General features: G+C 59.2%; 15 protein-coding genes. 7 read left to right on the plus strand and 8 right to left on the minus strand.

The window, feature by feature from the left end:
- Window positions 1-14: 14 nt before the first annotated feature.
- The 3 genes from MKS11_RS03935 to MKS11_RS03945 form a co-directional block, all read right to left on the minus strand.
- Window positions 15-857 carry a triphosphoribosyl-dephospho-CoA synthase gene (locus MKS11_RS03935; RefSeq protein ID WP_048294814.1) on the minus strand — a complete coding sequence of 281 codons (843 nt, stop codon included), beginning with the start codon at window positions 855-857 and terminating at the stop codon, window positions 15-17.
- Window positions 857-2,512 (minus strand): malonate decarboxylase subunit alpha, encoded by a 1,656-nt coding sequence (mdcA, locus tag MKS11_RS03940; protein ID WP_049116449.1) that lies wholly within the window; start codon window positions 2,510-2,512, stop codon window positions 857-859. The genes MKS11_RS03935 and mdcA overlap by 1 nt, the downstream gene beginning before the upstream one ends.
- A 221-nt stretch (window positions 2,513-2,733) precedes the next feature.
- Window positions 2,734-3,768, minus strand: coding sequence for an AI-2E family transporter (locus MKS11_RS03945; RefSeq protein ID WP_004206059.1), 1,035 nt, complete (start codon window positions 3,766-3,768; stop codon window positions 2,734-2,736).
- A gap of 138 nt (window positions 3,769-3,906) precedes the next feature.
- On the opposite strand from MKS11_RS03945, the gene MKS11_RS27670 reads away from it, so the two are divergent.
- From MKS11_RS27670 to kpnF, 3 genes are all read left to right on the plus strand, one after another.
- Window positions 3,907-4,092, plus strand: a complete 186-nt coding sequence (locus tag MKS11_RS27670; protein WP_004148297.1) for a hypothetical protein — start codon at window positions 3,907-3,909, stop codon at window positions 4,090-4,092.
- Window positions 4,093-4,210: 118 nt separating this feature from the next.
- Window positions 4,211-4,573 carry a multidrug efflux SMR transporter subunit KpnE gene (kpnE, locus tag MKS11_RS03950; protein WP_004206058.1) on the plus strand — a complete coding sequence of 121 codons (363 nt, stop codon included), beginning with the start codon at window positions 4,211-4,213 and terminating at the stop codon, window positions 4,571-4,573.
- Window positions 4,560-4,889 (plus strand): multidrug efflux SMR transporter subunit KpnF, encoded by a 330-nt coding sequence (gene kpnF, locus MKS11_RS03955; protein ID WP_004206057.1) that lies wholly within the window; start codon window positions 4,560-4,562, stop codon window positions 4,887-4,889. Before kpnE ends, kpnF begins: the two co-directional genes overlap by 14 nt.
- A gap of 74 nt (window positions 4,890-4,963) precedes the next feature.
- Here kpnF and MKS11_RS27570 read toward each other — a convergent pair whose 3' ends face one another.
- Entirely contained in the window at window positions 4,964-5,077 is a 114-nt protein-coding gene (locus MKS11_RS27570; protein ID WP_224052065.1) for an ArsR family transcriptional regulator, read from the minus strand.
- Here MKS11_RS27570 and MKS11_RS03965 point away from each other — a divergent pair.
- Complete coding sequence (locus tag MKS11_RS03965; RefSeq protein WP_224052069.1) at window positions 5,049-7,151, plus strand: bifunctional diguanylate cyclase/phosphodiesterase; 2,103 nt, start codon at window positions 5,049-5,051, stop codon at window positions 7,149-7,151. The genes MKS11_RS27570 and MKS11_RS03965 overlap by 29 nt on opposite strands.
- Here the strand turns inward: MKS11_RS03965 and MKS11_RS03970 are convergent, their stop codons facing one another.
- The 3 genes from MKS11_RS03970 to MKS11_RS03980 all read right to left on the minus strand — a co-directional run bounded on the left by MKS11_RS03970 (window position 7,152) and on the right by MKS11_RS03980 (window position 10,976).
- Window positions 7,152-7,964 carry a serine protease gene (locus tag MKS11_RS03970; protein WP_259595622.1) on the minus strand — a complete coding sequence of 271 codons (813 nt, stop codon included), beginning with the start codon at window positions 7,962-7,964 and terminating at the stop codon, window positions 7,152-7,154.
- 940 nt (window positions 7,965-8,904) lie between these two features.
- On the minus strand, window positions 8,905-9,324 hold the full coding sequence (gene asr / locus MKS11_RS03975; protein WP_004206052.1) for an acid resistance repetitive basic protein Asr: 420 nt from the start codon (window positions 9,322-9,324) through the stop codon (window positions 8,905-8,907).
- A gap of 164 nt (window positions 9,325-9,488) precedes the next feature.
- Window positions 9,489-10,976 (minus strand): carboxypeptidase M32, encoded by a 1,488-nt coding sequence (locus MKS11_RS03980; protein ID WP_284109379.1) that lies wholly within the window; start codon window positions 10,974-10,976, stop codon window positions 9,489-9,491.
- A gap of 227 nt (window positions 10,977-11,203) precedes the next feature.
- Here MKS11_RS03980 and MKS11_RS03985 point away from each other — a divergent pair, with 227 nt between their 5' ends.
- The gene (locus MKS11_RS03985; RefSeq protein WP_004206050.1) at window positions 11,204-11,296 is read left to right on the plus strand and encodes a KPN_01571 family protein; all 93 of its coding nucleotides are present in this window, start codon (window positions 11,204-11,206) and stop codon (window positions 11,294-11,296) included.
- Window positions 11,297-11,326: 30 nt separating this feature from the next.
- On the opposite strand, the gene MKS11_RS03990 is transcribed toward MKS11_RS03985, so the two are convergent.
- The gene (locus tag MKS11_RS03990) at window positions 11,327-12,577 is read right to left on the minus strand and encodes an MFS transporter (RefSeq protein ID WP_043519519.1); all 1,251 of its coding nucleotides are present in this window, start codon (window positions 12,575-12,577) and stop codon (window positions 11,327-11,329) included.
- A gap of 130 nt (window positions 12,578-12,707) precedes the next feature.
- Between MKS11_RS03990 and MKS11_RS03995 the strand changes: the two genes are divergently transcribed.
- Together MKS11_RS03995 and mlc are read left to right on the plus strand one after the other, a co-directional pair.
- Entirely contained in the window at window positions 12,708-13,610 is a 903-nt protein-coding gene (locus MKS11_RS03995; protein ID WP_004206047.1) for a LysR family transcriptional regulator, read from the plus strand.
- A 124-nt stretch (window positions 13,611-13,734) separates the two neighbouring features.
- Window positions 13,735-14,955 carry a sugar metabolism global transcriptional regulator Mlc gene (gene mlc / locus MKS11_RS04000; RefSeq protein WP_004206046.1) on the plus strand — a complete coding sequence of 407 codons (1,221 nt, stop codon included), beginning with the start codon at window positions 13,735-13,737 and terminating at the stop codon, window positions 14,953-14,955.
- Window positions 14,956-15,002: the final 47 nt, after the last annotated feature.

The raw sequence follows: 15,002 nt of genomic DNA on the forward strand, positions 1-15,002 counted from the left end.
ATCCTCTGAATGCGTTAGCCGGCAACCCGGTCGAGAAACAGGGTGGCGGCAAGGAGATCGGCGGCGCCGCCCGGCGAGGCGTTGTGCGCCAGCATCTGCGCGTCAAGTCGCGCCAGGGCGGCGCGTCCGGCGACGCTGGCGCAACCGCCGGCCGCCAGCACCTCGCGGGCGCCCTGCTGCATGGTCTGCAGGCCGCTCATGCCGGCGCGCGACAGCACGCAGGTATCGCTCAGCGAGGTCATGATGGCCATCAGCGCGTCAAGTCGCGCCTGCGGCTCGCTGGCGCCCCGGGCGCGGCTTTGCTGTAACTGCGGCAGCGCCAGGGCGGTGATATGCGGGAAACCGCGCTGCGCCTCTTCGCGCGCGCCAGGCACCTGCCAGCGGCGGCTGGCGCGCAGCCCTTTACTGAAGCTTTTCGGCGCCAGGCTGTCGGGCAGGCGGGCGAGGGCGGCGGCGGTGTCGGCGATCGTCTGTGATTGACCCTCTCCACCCAACATCGCCACCGCGCTGACCAGCAGCCCCAGCGCCCAGATGGCGCCGCGGTGGGTATTGACCCCGCCGGTGGCCTGCATCATCTGCGCTTCGCCTTCGCGACCGAGGCGGCCGACGGTTTCGCGCAGCGCGATATCCGCCGGGCGGCGCCAGCTTTGCTGGGCCAGCGCGTGGAAGGTCGGCTGCAGGCTGCGGGCGGAGCGTTCCATCAGCGCCAGCGTGAGGTCCTGATGCGCGCCACTGCCGCGGCTGTCGACCAGACCCGGTTTCGGGCTCAGACGGGCTTCGTCAATCAGGCAGGCGCTGGCGGTGTCCGCCAGCCAGCTGACAAGACTTTCGGCGTGCAGGGGAGAGAGAATTTTCATTACCAGCTCCGGAATTTTGCCGGTGGGTTGTACAGTCCGTCGGACCATTCCACCAGGTCGGCGACGCTGCCGGCGGCCAGCAGTGAACGGGTTGCCTCGCTGCGGCGAATACCCAGATCTTCCGGGTAGACCACTTTGCCGCTCTGACGCAGGGCAGCCACGCGTTTTGCGTCCACCCCGAGGCCAATATCGGTGATCCCGGCCACTGCGGCGACCATCGCCCGGCGCTCTTCCAGGCTTTCCGCACGATACAGATAGGCGATACCCTCTTCGGTCAGCACGTGGGTGACGTCATCGCCGTAAATCATCACCGGCGCCAGCGGCATGCCGGAGGTTTTGGCCACGTCGACCGCGTCCAGGGTCTCAACGAAGGTCGGTTTCACGCCGGCCTGGAAGGTTTCGACCATCTGCACCACCAGTTTTTTACCGCGCTGCATTGGGTCCGGCTCGGTGATCATATTGAGCCAGGCAGGGGTAGCGTGGCGGCGGCCGTGCGGATCGTGGCCCATGTTCGGCGCGCCGCCGAAGCCGGAAAGGCGGCCGCGTGTGACGGTCGAGGAGTTAGCCAGTCCATCCACCTGCAGGGTCGAACCGATAAACATATCCACCGCGTACTGACCCGCCAGCTGGCAGAAGGCGCGGTTGGAACGCATGGAGCCGTCCGGGCCGGTAAAGAAGATATCCGGGCGGGCGCGGATGTACTCTTCCATCCCCAGCTCGCCGCCGAAGCAGTGCACGCTCTCCACCCAGCCGCTCTCGATCGCCGGGATCAGGGTCGGATGCGGGTTCAGGGTCCAGTGTTTACAGATTTTGCCTTTCAGGCCGAGCTGTTCGCCGTAGGTCGGTAGCAGCAGTTCGATGGCGGCGGTATTGAAGCCGATCCCGTGGTTGAGGGACTGCACCTGATGCTCTGCGTAGATGCCCTTGATCGCCATCATCGCCATCAGAATGTGTTCTTGCTTAATCAGGCGCGGGTCGCGGGTGAACAGTGGTTCAATAAAGAACGGCTTGTCGGCGACCACCACGTAATCAATCCACGAGCCGGGAATATCGACGCGGGGCAGATCGCGCTCGTCGTCCACCAGTTCGTTGACCTGAGCGATAACAATGCCGTCGTGGAAGGCGGCGGCCTCCACCAGCGCCGGGGTATCTTCGGTACTCGGCCCGGTATAGAGGTTACCTTTGCGGTCGGCTTTGTAGCCGGCGATCAGCGCGACGTTAGGCGACAGATCGACGTACAGGCGGGAGTAGAGTTCGATATAGGTATGAATGGCGCCGATTTCCAGCAGCCCATCTTCCAGCAGCTGCGAAATGCGCAGGCTTTGGGTACCGGAGAAGGAGAAATCGAGCTTACGGGCGATGCCTTTTTCAAACAAGTCAAGGTGTTCGCTGCGCCCGACGCTGGGCATGATCATATGCAGATCGTGGATTTTCTGCGGATTGACTTCCGCCAGCATGCGGGAGAGAAAATCGGCCTGCTTCTGGTTGTTGCCTTCCAGCACCACCCGGTCGCCGGGGGCGAGCAGGTTTTCCAGTACGCTGACCAGCTGGTCAGTGGGGATGACTTTGCCCGGGATGTTGGCCTCGGCCAGCCGCCGTTGCTTTTCCGTCCGGCGACGGTTCCAGACCCGCCCCGTCGTTTGTTCGGCATTCATTATTAACCTCCTGATTCGACAAATCGTTTTGTTTGTCCTGGTGGAGGGTAGTGTGCGACGCGGGGCGCGGAGCATCAATTAAGCACGGCGGCCAATCGTTAGCCTGAGAGTAACAATGGTGAGTGGCCCTTTGTGATGAGGATCAATAATACAAAAGGCGTAGTGGTCTACTGCAGCTGACAAGGAGAGGAGGGCCGGTCAGCCACCGGCCCGGGAAAGGTTTACTGTTTGCTCACATCACTTAGTAAGAAGGCGATGCTCTGCCCGCCGCTGGTCTGCTCAAGGGCAATTTTGACGATAATCGTTAACGGCACCGACAGGAGCATACCGACCGGCCCCAGCAGCCAGCCCCAGAAGATCAATGACAGGAACACCACCAGGGTGGAGAGCCCCAGGCCGCGCCCCATGATCCGCGGTTCGAGAATATTGCCGAACACCAGGTTAACGATCAGATAGCCGGCCAGCACCACCAGCGCCTCGTACAGGCCGCCGAACACCAGCACCTGCAGGATCGGCGGGATGGCCGCCAGTACGGAACCGATATTGGGAATATAGTTCAGCGCGAAGGCCAGTAGCCCCCACATAAAGGCGAAGCGCACGTCCAGCAGAACCAGCATGCCCCAGACCACCAGCCCGGTGACCAGGCTAATCGCGGTCTTCAGCACCAGATAATGCGACACGCTGTCGATAGCGCGCTGGATAGCCCCCATGCCTTCTACCGGGCGGGACATCAGCTGCTGGAGTTTAGCGGGGAGCTGCGGCACCTCCAGCAGCATAAACACCACCGTCAGCAGCAGCAGAAAAATCGAGGACATGGCGTTCGACAGCTGAGTGAGCAGACTGGTGACCAGGGTCATCACGGCGTTGGGGTCGATGTATTTGTTAAGCTCCACCACCGAGACGGTAAAACCCAGGCGCTGCAGCCAGGGGGCGATGGTTTGCATCGGTTCGTAGAGATAGTTGCGGTACTGCGGCAGGGTGCGCGCCAGCTCGTTAAGCGAGGTCCCCAGCGAGGCCAGCAGCACAACGGCTAACATCACGATAAGGCCGATCAGCAGTGAGATCGCCAGCACGCGCGGCACCCGGCAGCGGACCAGCAGCTGCACCAGCGGATTAAGGATCACCGCCAGAAAAAGCGCGAGAATAAACGGGACAATAATGTCTGCCGCAAAGCGAATGCCGGTCAGGATGATCACCAGCATGCCCAGCATGATGACCATCTTTAGTCCGTTAAGTGTAATAATAGGTTTAGCCATAGGATCCCGTCCTCAATCTTCCTTGCCTGTTAACAGGTTGCGTTACATTAGCATAATGACGTTTTTTTTCAGAAAAAACGCATTGCTGCAAAACCGCGGCGTAAAGAATTGCAAAGTCTTTGAATTAAATGTAGCACTATGCTACAAATCTACCTGTGTTTAACTACTGAGGACAATTTCCATCCGCACCGGACGAGAAGCAACACCGCGGATAATTGTAATTTTATGGACAATCAGTTCAGGATGTATATTTTAAATCACCCCGCAGTATCCCTCACTTTTTCCCGTTTTGCCGGCGAACAGCACTGGCATTCGGCGCTATAGTCACCTTCTTTCTGCCTGAGCTGGCGCCAAGCGCACAGCGAAATCTACGTCAGAAATTTTCCGGTTTACGCGTCTCGTAAACGGTAATGGATTATATTCTCAAGCAGGAGAAGGGATCATGTTTTATTGGATTTTATTAGCTTTAGCTATTGTTGCTGAAATTACCGGCACGTTGTCGATGAAATGGGCAAGCATCAGCGGTGGGCATACCGGCTATATTTTAATGCTGGCCATGATAGCTCTGTCATATATTTTTCTCGCCTTTGCAGTTAAAAAAATTGCCCTCGGTGTGGCTTACGCGTTATGGGAAGGGATTGGCATTTTGCTGATCACCCTGTTCAGCGTTCTGTTATTTGATGAAAGCTTGTCGCTGCTGAAAATAGCCGGTCTGACCACACTGGTGGTGGGGATCGTCCTGATTAAGTCCGGCACCCAGAAAAAAGCGTCGTCGAAGCAGGAGGTGGCTCATGCAGCAGTTTGAGTGGATCCACGCCGCCTGGTTGGCTATCGCCATTGTTCTGGAGATTATTGCCAACGTCTTTTTGAAGTTTTCCGACGGTTTCCGCCGCAAGGTCTATGGCATCCTGTCGCTGGCGGCGGTGCTGGGCGCATTCAGCGCCCTGTCGCAGGCGGTAAAAGGCATCGATCTGTCGGTTGCCTATGCGCTGTGGGGCGGCTTCGGTATCGCGGCGACCATCGCCGCCGGCTGGGTGCTGTTTGGCCAGCGCCTGAATAACAAAGGCTGGGCGGGAGTCATCCTGTTGGTTGCCGGCATGGTGTTAATTAAACTCGCCTGACGTCGCGCCGCCTGCAAAGCCAGGCGGCAAAACGGGTCCGCTGTAGTATGCTTACCTCAAGACCGGCCCCGCAGTTATTGTGCCCGGTGACGATGAGGACTGCGCATGTTCACAGCTTTCGGCTGGCGGAAAATTCCTTCCGCCAGGACGTTGTCAATAATGATTTTTCTCGCCGGGCTCGGCCTCACCGCGTCGGTGATCTCCCTGCTTTACCTGTCGCAACACCTCATTGCCAGCAAATCCAATGAAATTGACCAGCAGCGTTCTGTCCTGTCGGTGGAAGGGGCGGTGCAGACATCGGTCAACCGGGTGCTGTCCCTGGTGCTGGACAATGCTATCTGGGACGATGCGGTGACCCAGACTTACGCCCCCAGACTGGATCAAAAATGGCTGTACGACACCTGGGGATCGGGCTTCAAAATCAATAACCTGTACGACGGCACCTTTGTCCTTGATGAACATTATCACATTCTGTGGGGCGCCTTTCAGAGTCAGGTGATGCCCCGGACAGACCTTTCATTTCTCGGCGCCGGGCTGACCAGCCTGATCCGTTATCATGCAAAAGCTCTGCGCGAGGGGAAAAACGCCTTCGCCGGCATCACGCGCACCGAGGCAGGGATCGCTTTCGTCGGCATCGGTCTGATCCGGCCAACGACCGGCCGGCTGCAAGTGGCTGACGATACCCGGCGCTATCTGGTCATTACCCGGCACATCAGTCCTCAGCTGCTGCAGCGTTTAGGCGACACCTTCCAGATAAGTCATCTCCATCTCAGCGACGGCCCCGGCGAACACCATATTCCGTTGCGCACGCAGGGAGGCGAGGTGCTGGGCTATCTGGCGTGGCAGCCGCGTCTGCCCGGCGCCGAAGCGGCCCTGGCCTCATCAGGCAGTATGCGGCTGATCGCCGGGGTGGCCGCCAGCCTGATCCTGCTGTTTATTCTGTTCAGCAGCCTCGGCATGTATAAGCTGGCCCGCGGCGAACGTCAGGCGCGGGAGATCGCCCTGATTGACTGGCTCAGCCGGCTGCCCAACCGACGAGCGCTGCTGCTGCGGTTAAGCCAGGTGTGCGACACGAGTAAGCACGACATGCAGTGCGTGGTGTTTATCGATCTGGACGGATTTAAGGATGTGAATGATAACTATGGCCACGATGTGGGCGACGCCCTGATCCGCCATATCGCCAGCGCGCTGCAAAAACGGGTGCCGGCGGAGGCCATGCTGGCAAGAATGGGCGGGGATGAATTCGCCATGGCGGTGAGCGGCGAACAAGCGATCGACCGGGCGGCGGCGTTCGCCTGGGCGGCGCTGGAGCTGCTGAAAGCGCCGGTGGCACTGAGCAAACGCAAAATTTATATCGGCGCCAGCATCGGCATCGCCAGCGGAACCCCGGCGGAATGCTCCAGTACCGAACTGTTTCGCCGGGCGGATATCGCCATGTACCACGCCAAGAAGAGCGGCAAGGGGCAGACGGCCTGGTATGACGATGCGCTGGATGCCGTGCGACGTCATCAGCTGATGATCGAGAATGGCATCCGTCAGGGGCTGGAGCAGGATGAATTTGAGGTCTGGTATCAGCCGGTAGTCGATGCCGATACCCTGACGATGACCGGTGTTGAAGCGCTGCTGCGCTGGCCGCGTCGCCCGCAGGGTGCGCTGGCGCCGGATGCATTTATCGCCATTGCCGAGAGCAGCGGCCTGATTGACACCCTCGGCCAGTTCGTTCTGCAACGTGCCTGCAGCGATCTGCAGCCGGTGAGCGATCTGCTGCTGTCGGTGAATATCTCCCCGGCGCAATTTCGCGATCCGGCTTTTGAAAGCCGGGTGATGGAGACGGTCGCTGCCTGCCGCTTTCCGCCGTCACGCCTGCAAGTGGAGGTGACGGAGAGTTATGTGCTGGAAAATCCGGAACGTTCGCAGGCGGTGGTGGAGAATCTGAAGGCCCAGGGCATCGCCGTGGCGCTGGACGATTTTGGCACCGGTTATTCGAGCATCGGCTATTTACGCCGCTTTCGTTTTGACAGCCTGAAGATTGACAAATCCCTCGCCGGGCGGGTGGACTGTGATGCGCAGGCGGCGGAGATGGTGCGCGGCACGGTGCGCATCGCCCGCGCGCTGGGGATGACGGTCGTGGCTGAGGGGGTTGAAGATCCGCAACAGCTGGCGCTGCTGCGGCGGGCCGGTTGCGACCGGCTACAGGGCTTTTACTTCAGTAAACCGATGCCGATCGCCGACCTGCTGCAGCGGCGCCAGCAGCAGGGGTAATTACTCTCCGGCCAGCGCCTCCAGCTTATCGCGAAAGCCGGTCACCGCGATGGCGCGGTTGTCCGCTCGCCAGCGATCCTGCGGGCCGGGAGCCGAACTTTGCACGGCGATCACTTGCCAGCCGTCCGCGGTTTTCAGCAGCAGCGGCGAGCCGCTGTCGCCGGGCAGGGTGTCACACTGGTGCGACAGAACGCTGTTTTGCGCCCAGCCGGTGACGATGCAGTCCTGGTGGCTATAAAGATTATCCAGATGATCTTCAGGATAACCTGACTGGGTCACTTTCCGGTCCGCCGCCTTCAGCGCCGCGGTTAAATCGGCCTTACTGCCGGGGAAGAGCGGGATCGGCGTGATGCCTGAGGGAGCATAGCGCAGCACGATCAGGCCAAAATCCGAGGGCGCCGCGGCGGAGGGAACGATCCAGCCGTCGCCGTCGGCTTTCAGGCGCTTGCCTAAGCCGGGATCCACTCGTCCGTCAATGCCGTGGATCTCATACACCCAGTTCCCCTTGCGGGAAATAAAGCTCAGAGCGACCGCTTTATCCGGCTTGCCGCGCGGGGGTGTTAACAGGCAGTGGCCCGCGGTCAGCGCCAGGTTGGGGGAGATGAGCGTCGCCGTGCACAGATTGCCGCTGGCGGTCTCCAGCTGGCCAATCGCGTCCCACGGGCTCTCCTCCGGACGGCTCACCGCTTTACGGTCATCGTGACCGAAAAACAACGTCTTAATATCTTTGGCGCTCAGTCCGTTATCATCGGCATGTGCGCCCAGAGGTAACAGATAAAATGAACACAGTAATAACAGAACGTTTCTACGCATATCACTCTCTGGGGAGACTATGATGTCTATTGACAGTAGCAGGAGATTTAAGTTTATGAAAGTAAACAATAATTCTTATCAGGCCAAACGGCATATCTCATCTGCGCGCGGTGGGCCCTGGCGCGGGTAAAACCGTCTGATTTCAATCGGTTAATACCAGTAACCTTCTGCTGCTATTTCCGCAGAAAGCGCGGTCTGGCGCAAGAACATTCGTGTATCAGAACGTACTGAAATTGGCGAATAATGCAGCAACACTTCTTTAAGGTTATTCCTGGTTTGTCAGCGGAATGCGCAAAAATAATACGTTTACCCGCCAGAACTTCACCAGAATTCGCACTTCTTTACGCCTCACGTAATAATTTTCAATGCGAAACATTTTCTCACCGAAAACATTGTTACCGTCACCCCGCCGTTGAGTAAATAGAGAGGTAATACCGGCGATGATAGCCTGAATTCTATTTCCCCGGCGTTCGGAGGGTATATGTCTAAAAAAGGTATTCGCGCACTGGTCTATGTTTCCCTGGTCTCCGTGGCCATCTGGGGCGCAACCGGCTATCTTGTGATGGAAGCGGTACGTGCTTTGTGATGAGTCTGGCCGCCGCATGGGGGCCAGGCGCGCGATGGTTTCTTGCTAACGTGTCTGGCGTCTTCGGGCGCCGGGCATTATTTGCGCCGCTGGCAGCGGCAGGGTACAAAGAGTGGTAAGAGGCAGGCAATAATATTTGCGCGACATTCACCTTCCGGGAAGTCTGCGCCAGGCGGCAAAACGGGAGAGGGGGCGAAACAATTAATAGAGGAAAAAGCGGGTCGCAACCACTGCGCAAATGATTAACAGGATCAGGATGAGCTCAAAACGATAGCGCCGCAGCATAGTGCTCTCCAGAAAAAACGGCGCTGAAACAGCGCCGATTATTTAAGAAGGTTGGTTCACCGGGAGGAATTATGCTGCCGGCTGTGCAGCAGGTTTAGCGGCCTGGTGTTTGGTGGTTTTGTGGTGTTTTTTCGCTGCCTGGGCTTTCTGGGCTACCGGTTTAGCGGCAGCTTTGTGGTGCTTTTTAGCGGCCTGGGCTTTCTGCGGAGCGGCTGGTTTAGCTTCTGCTTTTTTGTGTTTTTTAGCGGCCTGGGCTTTCTGGGCAGCGGCTGGTTTCGCTTCTGCTTTCTTGTGTTTTTTGGCAGCCTGAGCTTTCTGCTCTGCAGCTGGTTTTGCTGCGGCTTTATGGTGTTTTTTGTGATGGGTGGTCTTGGCAGCAGTGCTGTGGGTAGCAGCAGGCGCCTGAGTGGTGCTTACTGCGTCAGCAGCGAAAGCGGCGGAAGAGAGACCCATAGCAGCGGCAACGACCAGAGCTAATACTTTTTTCATTCTGATATCCTCGAAAAGTTTTCTTAATTTCAACCCCACTGCGGGGCCGGTGAAATTACTATATGCTTGTCTTTTCGGGCTTTCCGTGAGTGTTTGGTATCGGCGTGTAACCGAATGTACAAGGCGAGGAGCGAAGGACGCGCCGGGCAGCCCGGCGCGGACGATTACAGATAGCGGGCGGTAAGGTGGTCGCGGAAGTAGCGGCTGTTAAGATCCTCTCCGGTGGCCTGCTGGATCAGCTGCGAGGTGGTGAAGCGGCTGCCATGCTGCCAGATATTCTGCCGCAGCCAGTCAAACAGGGCGCTGAAATCCCCTTCCGCGATATCGCGGTCTAACGTCGGCAGCGCGCGGCGGGCGGCGGCCATCAGCTGCGCGGCGTACATCGCCCCCAGCGTATAGGAAGGGAAGTAGCCGAACCCGCCGTCGGTCCAGTGAATATCCTGCATACAGCCGTCCCGGTAGTTGCCGGTGGTCGACAGTCCCAGCCAGTGCTGCATTTTCTCATCCCACAGCGACGGAATATCTTCCACCTCGATCTCGCCGTCGATCAGCGCGCGTTCAATTTCATAACGCAGGATCACATGCGCCGGGTAGCTGACCTCATCGGCATCAACGCGAATAAAGCCTGGTTTCACCCGCTGGTTCCAGGCGACAAAATTCTCCTCGCTAAAGGCCGGCCGATCGCCAAAGCGTTCGCGCACCGCCGGCAACAGGCGGTGGAGGAAGCGCTCGCTGCGTCCCAGCTGCATTTCAAAGAACAGGCTTTGCGACTCGTGAATGGCGGTAGAGCGGGCCAGTCCTACCGGCTGGTCGATCCACGGGCGGGGCAGGTTCTGCTCATAGCGGGCGTGGCCGGTCTCGTGGATCACGCCGAACAGGGCGCTGAGCAGGTCGTTTTCGTTGTAGCGGGTGGTGATGCGCACATCCTGAGGGACGCCGCCGCAGAACGGGTGGGCGCTGATGTCCAGACGCCCGCCGTCAAAGTCAAAGCCGAGGATGCGCATCGCCTGCAGACCCAGCTCGCGCTGCTCAGGGATCGGGAACGGCCCCTGCGGGGCGATCAAGGTTCGCGTCGCCTGCTTGTCGACCGCTTGCCGCAGCAGGGAAGGTAGCCAGGACTTGAGGTCGGCAAACAGGCTGTCCAGCCGGGCGCTGGTCATATCCGGCTCGAAAATATCAAGCAGCGCGTCATAGGGTGAGCCTCCCCGGGCGTCGGCGCGGATCTGCGCTTCCTCGCGGCTCAGTCTGACCACCTCGCGCAAATTTTCGGCAAAGCCAGCCCAGTCGTTAGCCGGCCGCTGGCTGCGCCAGGCATGTTCGCAACGGCTACCGGCCAGTGATTTGGCCTCCACCAGGCTTTCCGGCAGCAGCGCCGCCTGATCGTACTGACGCTGCATTTCCCGCAGGTTGGCCTGTTCGAGGTCGTTGAGATCCTGCTGGCGGGCCGCCTGCAGCCATTGGCCCACTTTTTTATCGGTCAGGATCTGATGCTGTAGCACGCCGAGTTCCGCCAGCGCTTCGCCGCGGGCGGCGCTACCGCCCGGAGGCATCATGGCGAACATATCCCAGCCGGCGATGGCGGAGAGATGCGAAAAGCGCGACAGGCGCTGAAACGTGCGGGTAAGCTGCTGATAAGGCGTATTTTCAGTCATAGTAGCGTTCGGTCCGTGACAGGTGAATGAACAGATTATCGGTATGCCTCTACACTATCCTGATACGCCTGGCGGGTCGAGCGTTGCGCGCAGGAGGCGTGGTATAGCATCAGCCGGGAGATAGCAGGAAAAAAAGCGTGGCTCTGTGAGCGGTATTGCAGAAATCGGCAACGTATCGTGACTAAACTGTGATCGATTACACAGGTCTGGAGGTTCGGGGGTGGTTTATGAATCCGTTCACCTGGCTGTTTATTGCCTTACTGTCCGTTGATGCCGTCAGAGAGCTGATGGGCTTGTCATCTATCATGGGCATGTGGTGAAACGTGGCCCGCAGGCCACGTCACGGGCGATTATTTTAGTCGGCGATACAGGCAAGTGCCGGTCAACAGCGCGGCAAGGAGCAGCAGCGCGATAAATCCGCCGACGCCGTTCCAGCCGTAGCGGTGCCAGAACACCCCGCCTAACGTCCCCGCCAGGCTTGAGCCAAGATAATAGCTGAACAGATATAGCGATGACGCCTGACCGCGGGCGCGGCGCGCGCGTGGGCCAATCCAGCTGCTGGCGACGGAATGCGCGGCGAAGAAGCCGGCGGAGAACAGCAGCATGCCGATGAAAATCAGCCACAGGGAAGAAAAGAGCGTCATCAGCAGGCCGCAAAGCATCACGCCGGTAAAGCCGAGCATCACCGGACCGCGGCCATAGCGTACGGTCATGGCGCCCGCTTTCGGCGAGCTCCAGGTTCCGGTGAGATACGCCACCGACAGCAGACCCACCACCGCCTGGCTTAACGACCACGGCGACATCATCAGACGGTAGCCAATGTAGTTAAACAGAGTGACAAAGGCCCCCATCAGCAGGAAACCTTCGATGAACAGCAGCGGCAGGCCGCGATCGCGCCAGTGCAGGCGGAAATTAATCAGCAGCGTTTTTGGCCGCAGCGAGGTCGGGCGGAAATGGCGCGACTCGGGCAGGATACGCCAGAACATAATCGCCGCTGCCAGAGCGAACCCGCTGATCACCGCCAGCGCCACGCGCCAGCCGAAGAAATCGGTAAAGACCCCGGTGAGCAAGCGGCCGCTCATGCCGCCGATGGAGTTGCCGCTGATATAGAGTCCCATGGAGAAGGCCACGAAGCTGGGGTGGATCTCCTCGCTCAGGTAGGTCATGCCGACCGCCGCCACGCCGCTCAACGACAGGCCGATCAGGGCGCGCATAATCAGGATGCCGTGCCAGCTGGTCATCATGGTCGACAACAGCGAGCAGCAGGCGGCCAGCAGCAAGGCGGTGACCATCACCGGCTTGCGGCCAATGGCGTCCGATAGCGGGCCGGTAAACAGCAGGCCCACCGCCAGCATCGCCGTGGAAATGGAGAGAGAGATACTGCTGCTGGCCGGCGATACGCCGAACTCGTTCGACAGCACCGGCAGGATCGGCTGCACGCAATAGAGCAGGGCAAAGGTGGCCAGACCGGCGGAGAACAGCGCGAGAGTGACGCGCATAAACTGCGGGGTGCCGCGCTTAATAAATTGATCCGGGCGGGATGCACCAGCGACGCTGACCTCGTCCGCCGGCACGGTGTCAACGGTTGTTGTACGACTCACAGAGAATTCCTTGGATAGAAGTTGCTGCTTACCAACAGAGTGTTGTGACCATTCAGCTCACATTTTTAGGGTATGAAAATGTAAATATTCTGTCTAATATATTAATAATCTCAAATAAGACGTTTTAAATATGAATATCGAGTTGCGTCATCTGCGCTACTTTGTCGCCGTCGCCGAGGAGCTGCATTTTGGCCGCGCCGCGGCGCGACTGAACATCTCTCAACCGCCGTTAAGCCAGCAAATTCAGATCCTCGAGCAGCAGACCGGCGCCCGCCTGTTCGCCCGCACCAACCGCAGCGTCAGCCTGACGGCGGCGGGCAAACAGTTTCTCGCCGACAGCCGACAAATTCTCGCCCAGGTGGAGGACGCCGCCGCCCGCGCCGCCCGCCTGCACCATGGGGAAACGGGCGAACTGCGTATCGGCTTTACCTCCTCGGCCCCTTTCATCAAGGCGGTATCCGATACGCTGTCGCTGTTTCGTCAGCGCTACCCGGATGTGCATATTCTCACCCGCGAGACCAATACCCGCGAACAGATTGTCCCGCTGAGCGAGGGGGCCCTCGACCTTGGCCTGTTGCGTAATACTCAACTGCCGGACACCCTGGCGTGGCAGCGGGTCCTGCGTGAGCCGCTGCTGGCGATGGTCCCGGCGGACCATCCGCTGGCCCGCCTGCCCTCGGTCAGCCTGGCGGCGCTGGCGCGGGAGCCGTTCGTCTTTTTCGACCCGCATGTCGGTACCGGCCTGTATGACGATATCCTTGGCCTGCTGCGCCGCTACGGCCATACGCCGGTGATTGCCCAGGAGGTGGGGGAGGCGATGACCATTATTGGCCTGGTGGCCGCCGGGCTGGGGGTGTCGATCCTGCCGGCCTCCTTTCAGCGCGTGCAGCTCAGCGAAATGCGCTGGCTGCCGATCGACGAACAGGATGCGGTGTCAGAGATGTGGCTGGTGTGGTCGAAACACCATGAGCAGGGAGCGCTGGCAAAACGCTTTCGTGACACGCTGCTGGCCTGGAAAAGCGAGCGCAATTGAAGCAAAAATGGGCTGGAAATGTGCGGTAAATCACAAGGCTAAGCAAAAATTTGACGTTCACCATCGAAGTGCTTCACCATAGCCGAAAGTTTATTTCGAAGCGCGAAAATAAAGGGAGTCAATGGTGGTAGCGGATAGTCAACCAGGCCATATCGATCAAATCAAGCAGACCAATGCGGGCGCCGTCTATCGCCTGATTGATCAGCTCGGCCCGGTATCGCGTATCGACCTCTCCCGATTTGCGCAACTGGCGCCCGCCAGCATCACCAAAATTGTCCGCGAAATGCTGGAAGCGCACCTGGTGCAGGAGACCGAAATTCAGGAGCCCGGCAGCCGCGGGCGGCCGGCGGTGGGGCTGATGGTGGAAACCGAGGCATGGCACTATCTGGCGGTGCGCATCAGCCGCGGCGAGATCCACCTTTCGCTGCGTGATTTAAGCAGCCAGCTGGTGGTGGAGGAGCAGCTGGAGCTGGCGCTTGCCGACAGCACGCCGTTTCTGACGCGGATTATCGACCATATCGATCGCTTCTTTATTCGCCACCAGAAGAAGCTGGAACGTCTCACCTCCATCGCCATCACGATGCCGGGTATCATTGATACTGAAAACGGCATTATTCATCGCATGCCGTTTTATGAAGAAGTCAAAGACGTCCCGTTAGGCGAAACGCTGGCCAACCATACCGGGGTGCCGGTCTATATTCAGCATGACATCAGCGCCTGGACCATGGCGGAATCGCTGTTTGGCGCCTCGCGCGGCGCCCGGGACGTCATTCAGGTAGTGATCGATCACAACGTCGGCGCCGGGGTTATCACCGATGGACGTCTGCTGCACGCCGGCAGCAGCAGTCTCGTGGAGATCGGTCATACCCAGGTCGACCCCTACGGCAAACGCTGCTACTGCGGCAACCATGGCTGTTTGGAAACGATCGCCAGCGTGGAGAGCGTGCTGGAGCTGGCGCAGATGCGGATGGCGCAGTCGATGAGCTCGCTACTGCATCAGCGTCCGCTGAGCGTGGAGTGGCTATGTCAGGCGGCGCTGCAGGGCGATCTGCTGGCCCGGGACATTATCAGCGGCGTCGGTAATCACGTCGGCCGCATTCTGGCGATCATGGTCAATCTGTTTAACCCGCAGAAAATCCTGATTGGCTCGCCGTTTAACCTGGCGGCAGACATTCTTTTTCCGGCAATTTCCAGCTGCATTCGGCAACAATCACTCCCGGCCTACAGCCAGCATATCGCGGTTGAAAGCACCCAGTTCTCCAACCGCGGAACGATGGCTGGCGCGGCGTTGGTCAAGGATGCGCTCTATAACGGATCCTTACTCATACGACTGTTACAGGGTTAACATTTTTTCATAGTCACACCAAAAATTGCGCTATCTCAAGCTGACCC

Origin of the sequence: Klebsiella sp. K5-45 (genome assembly GCF_030128605.1) — a bacterium.
GTDB lineage: Bacteria > Pseudomonadota > Gammaproteobacteria > Enterobacterales > Enterobacteriaceae > Klebsiella > Klebsiella quasipneumoniae.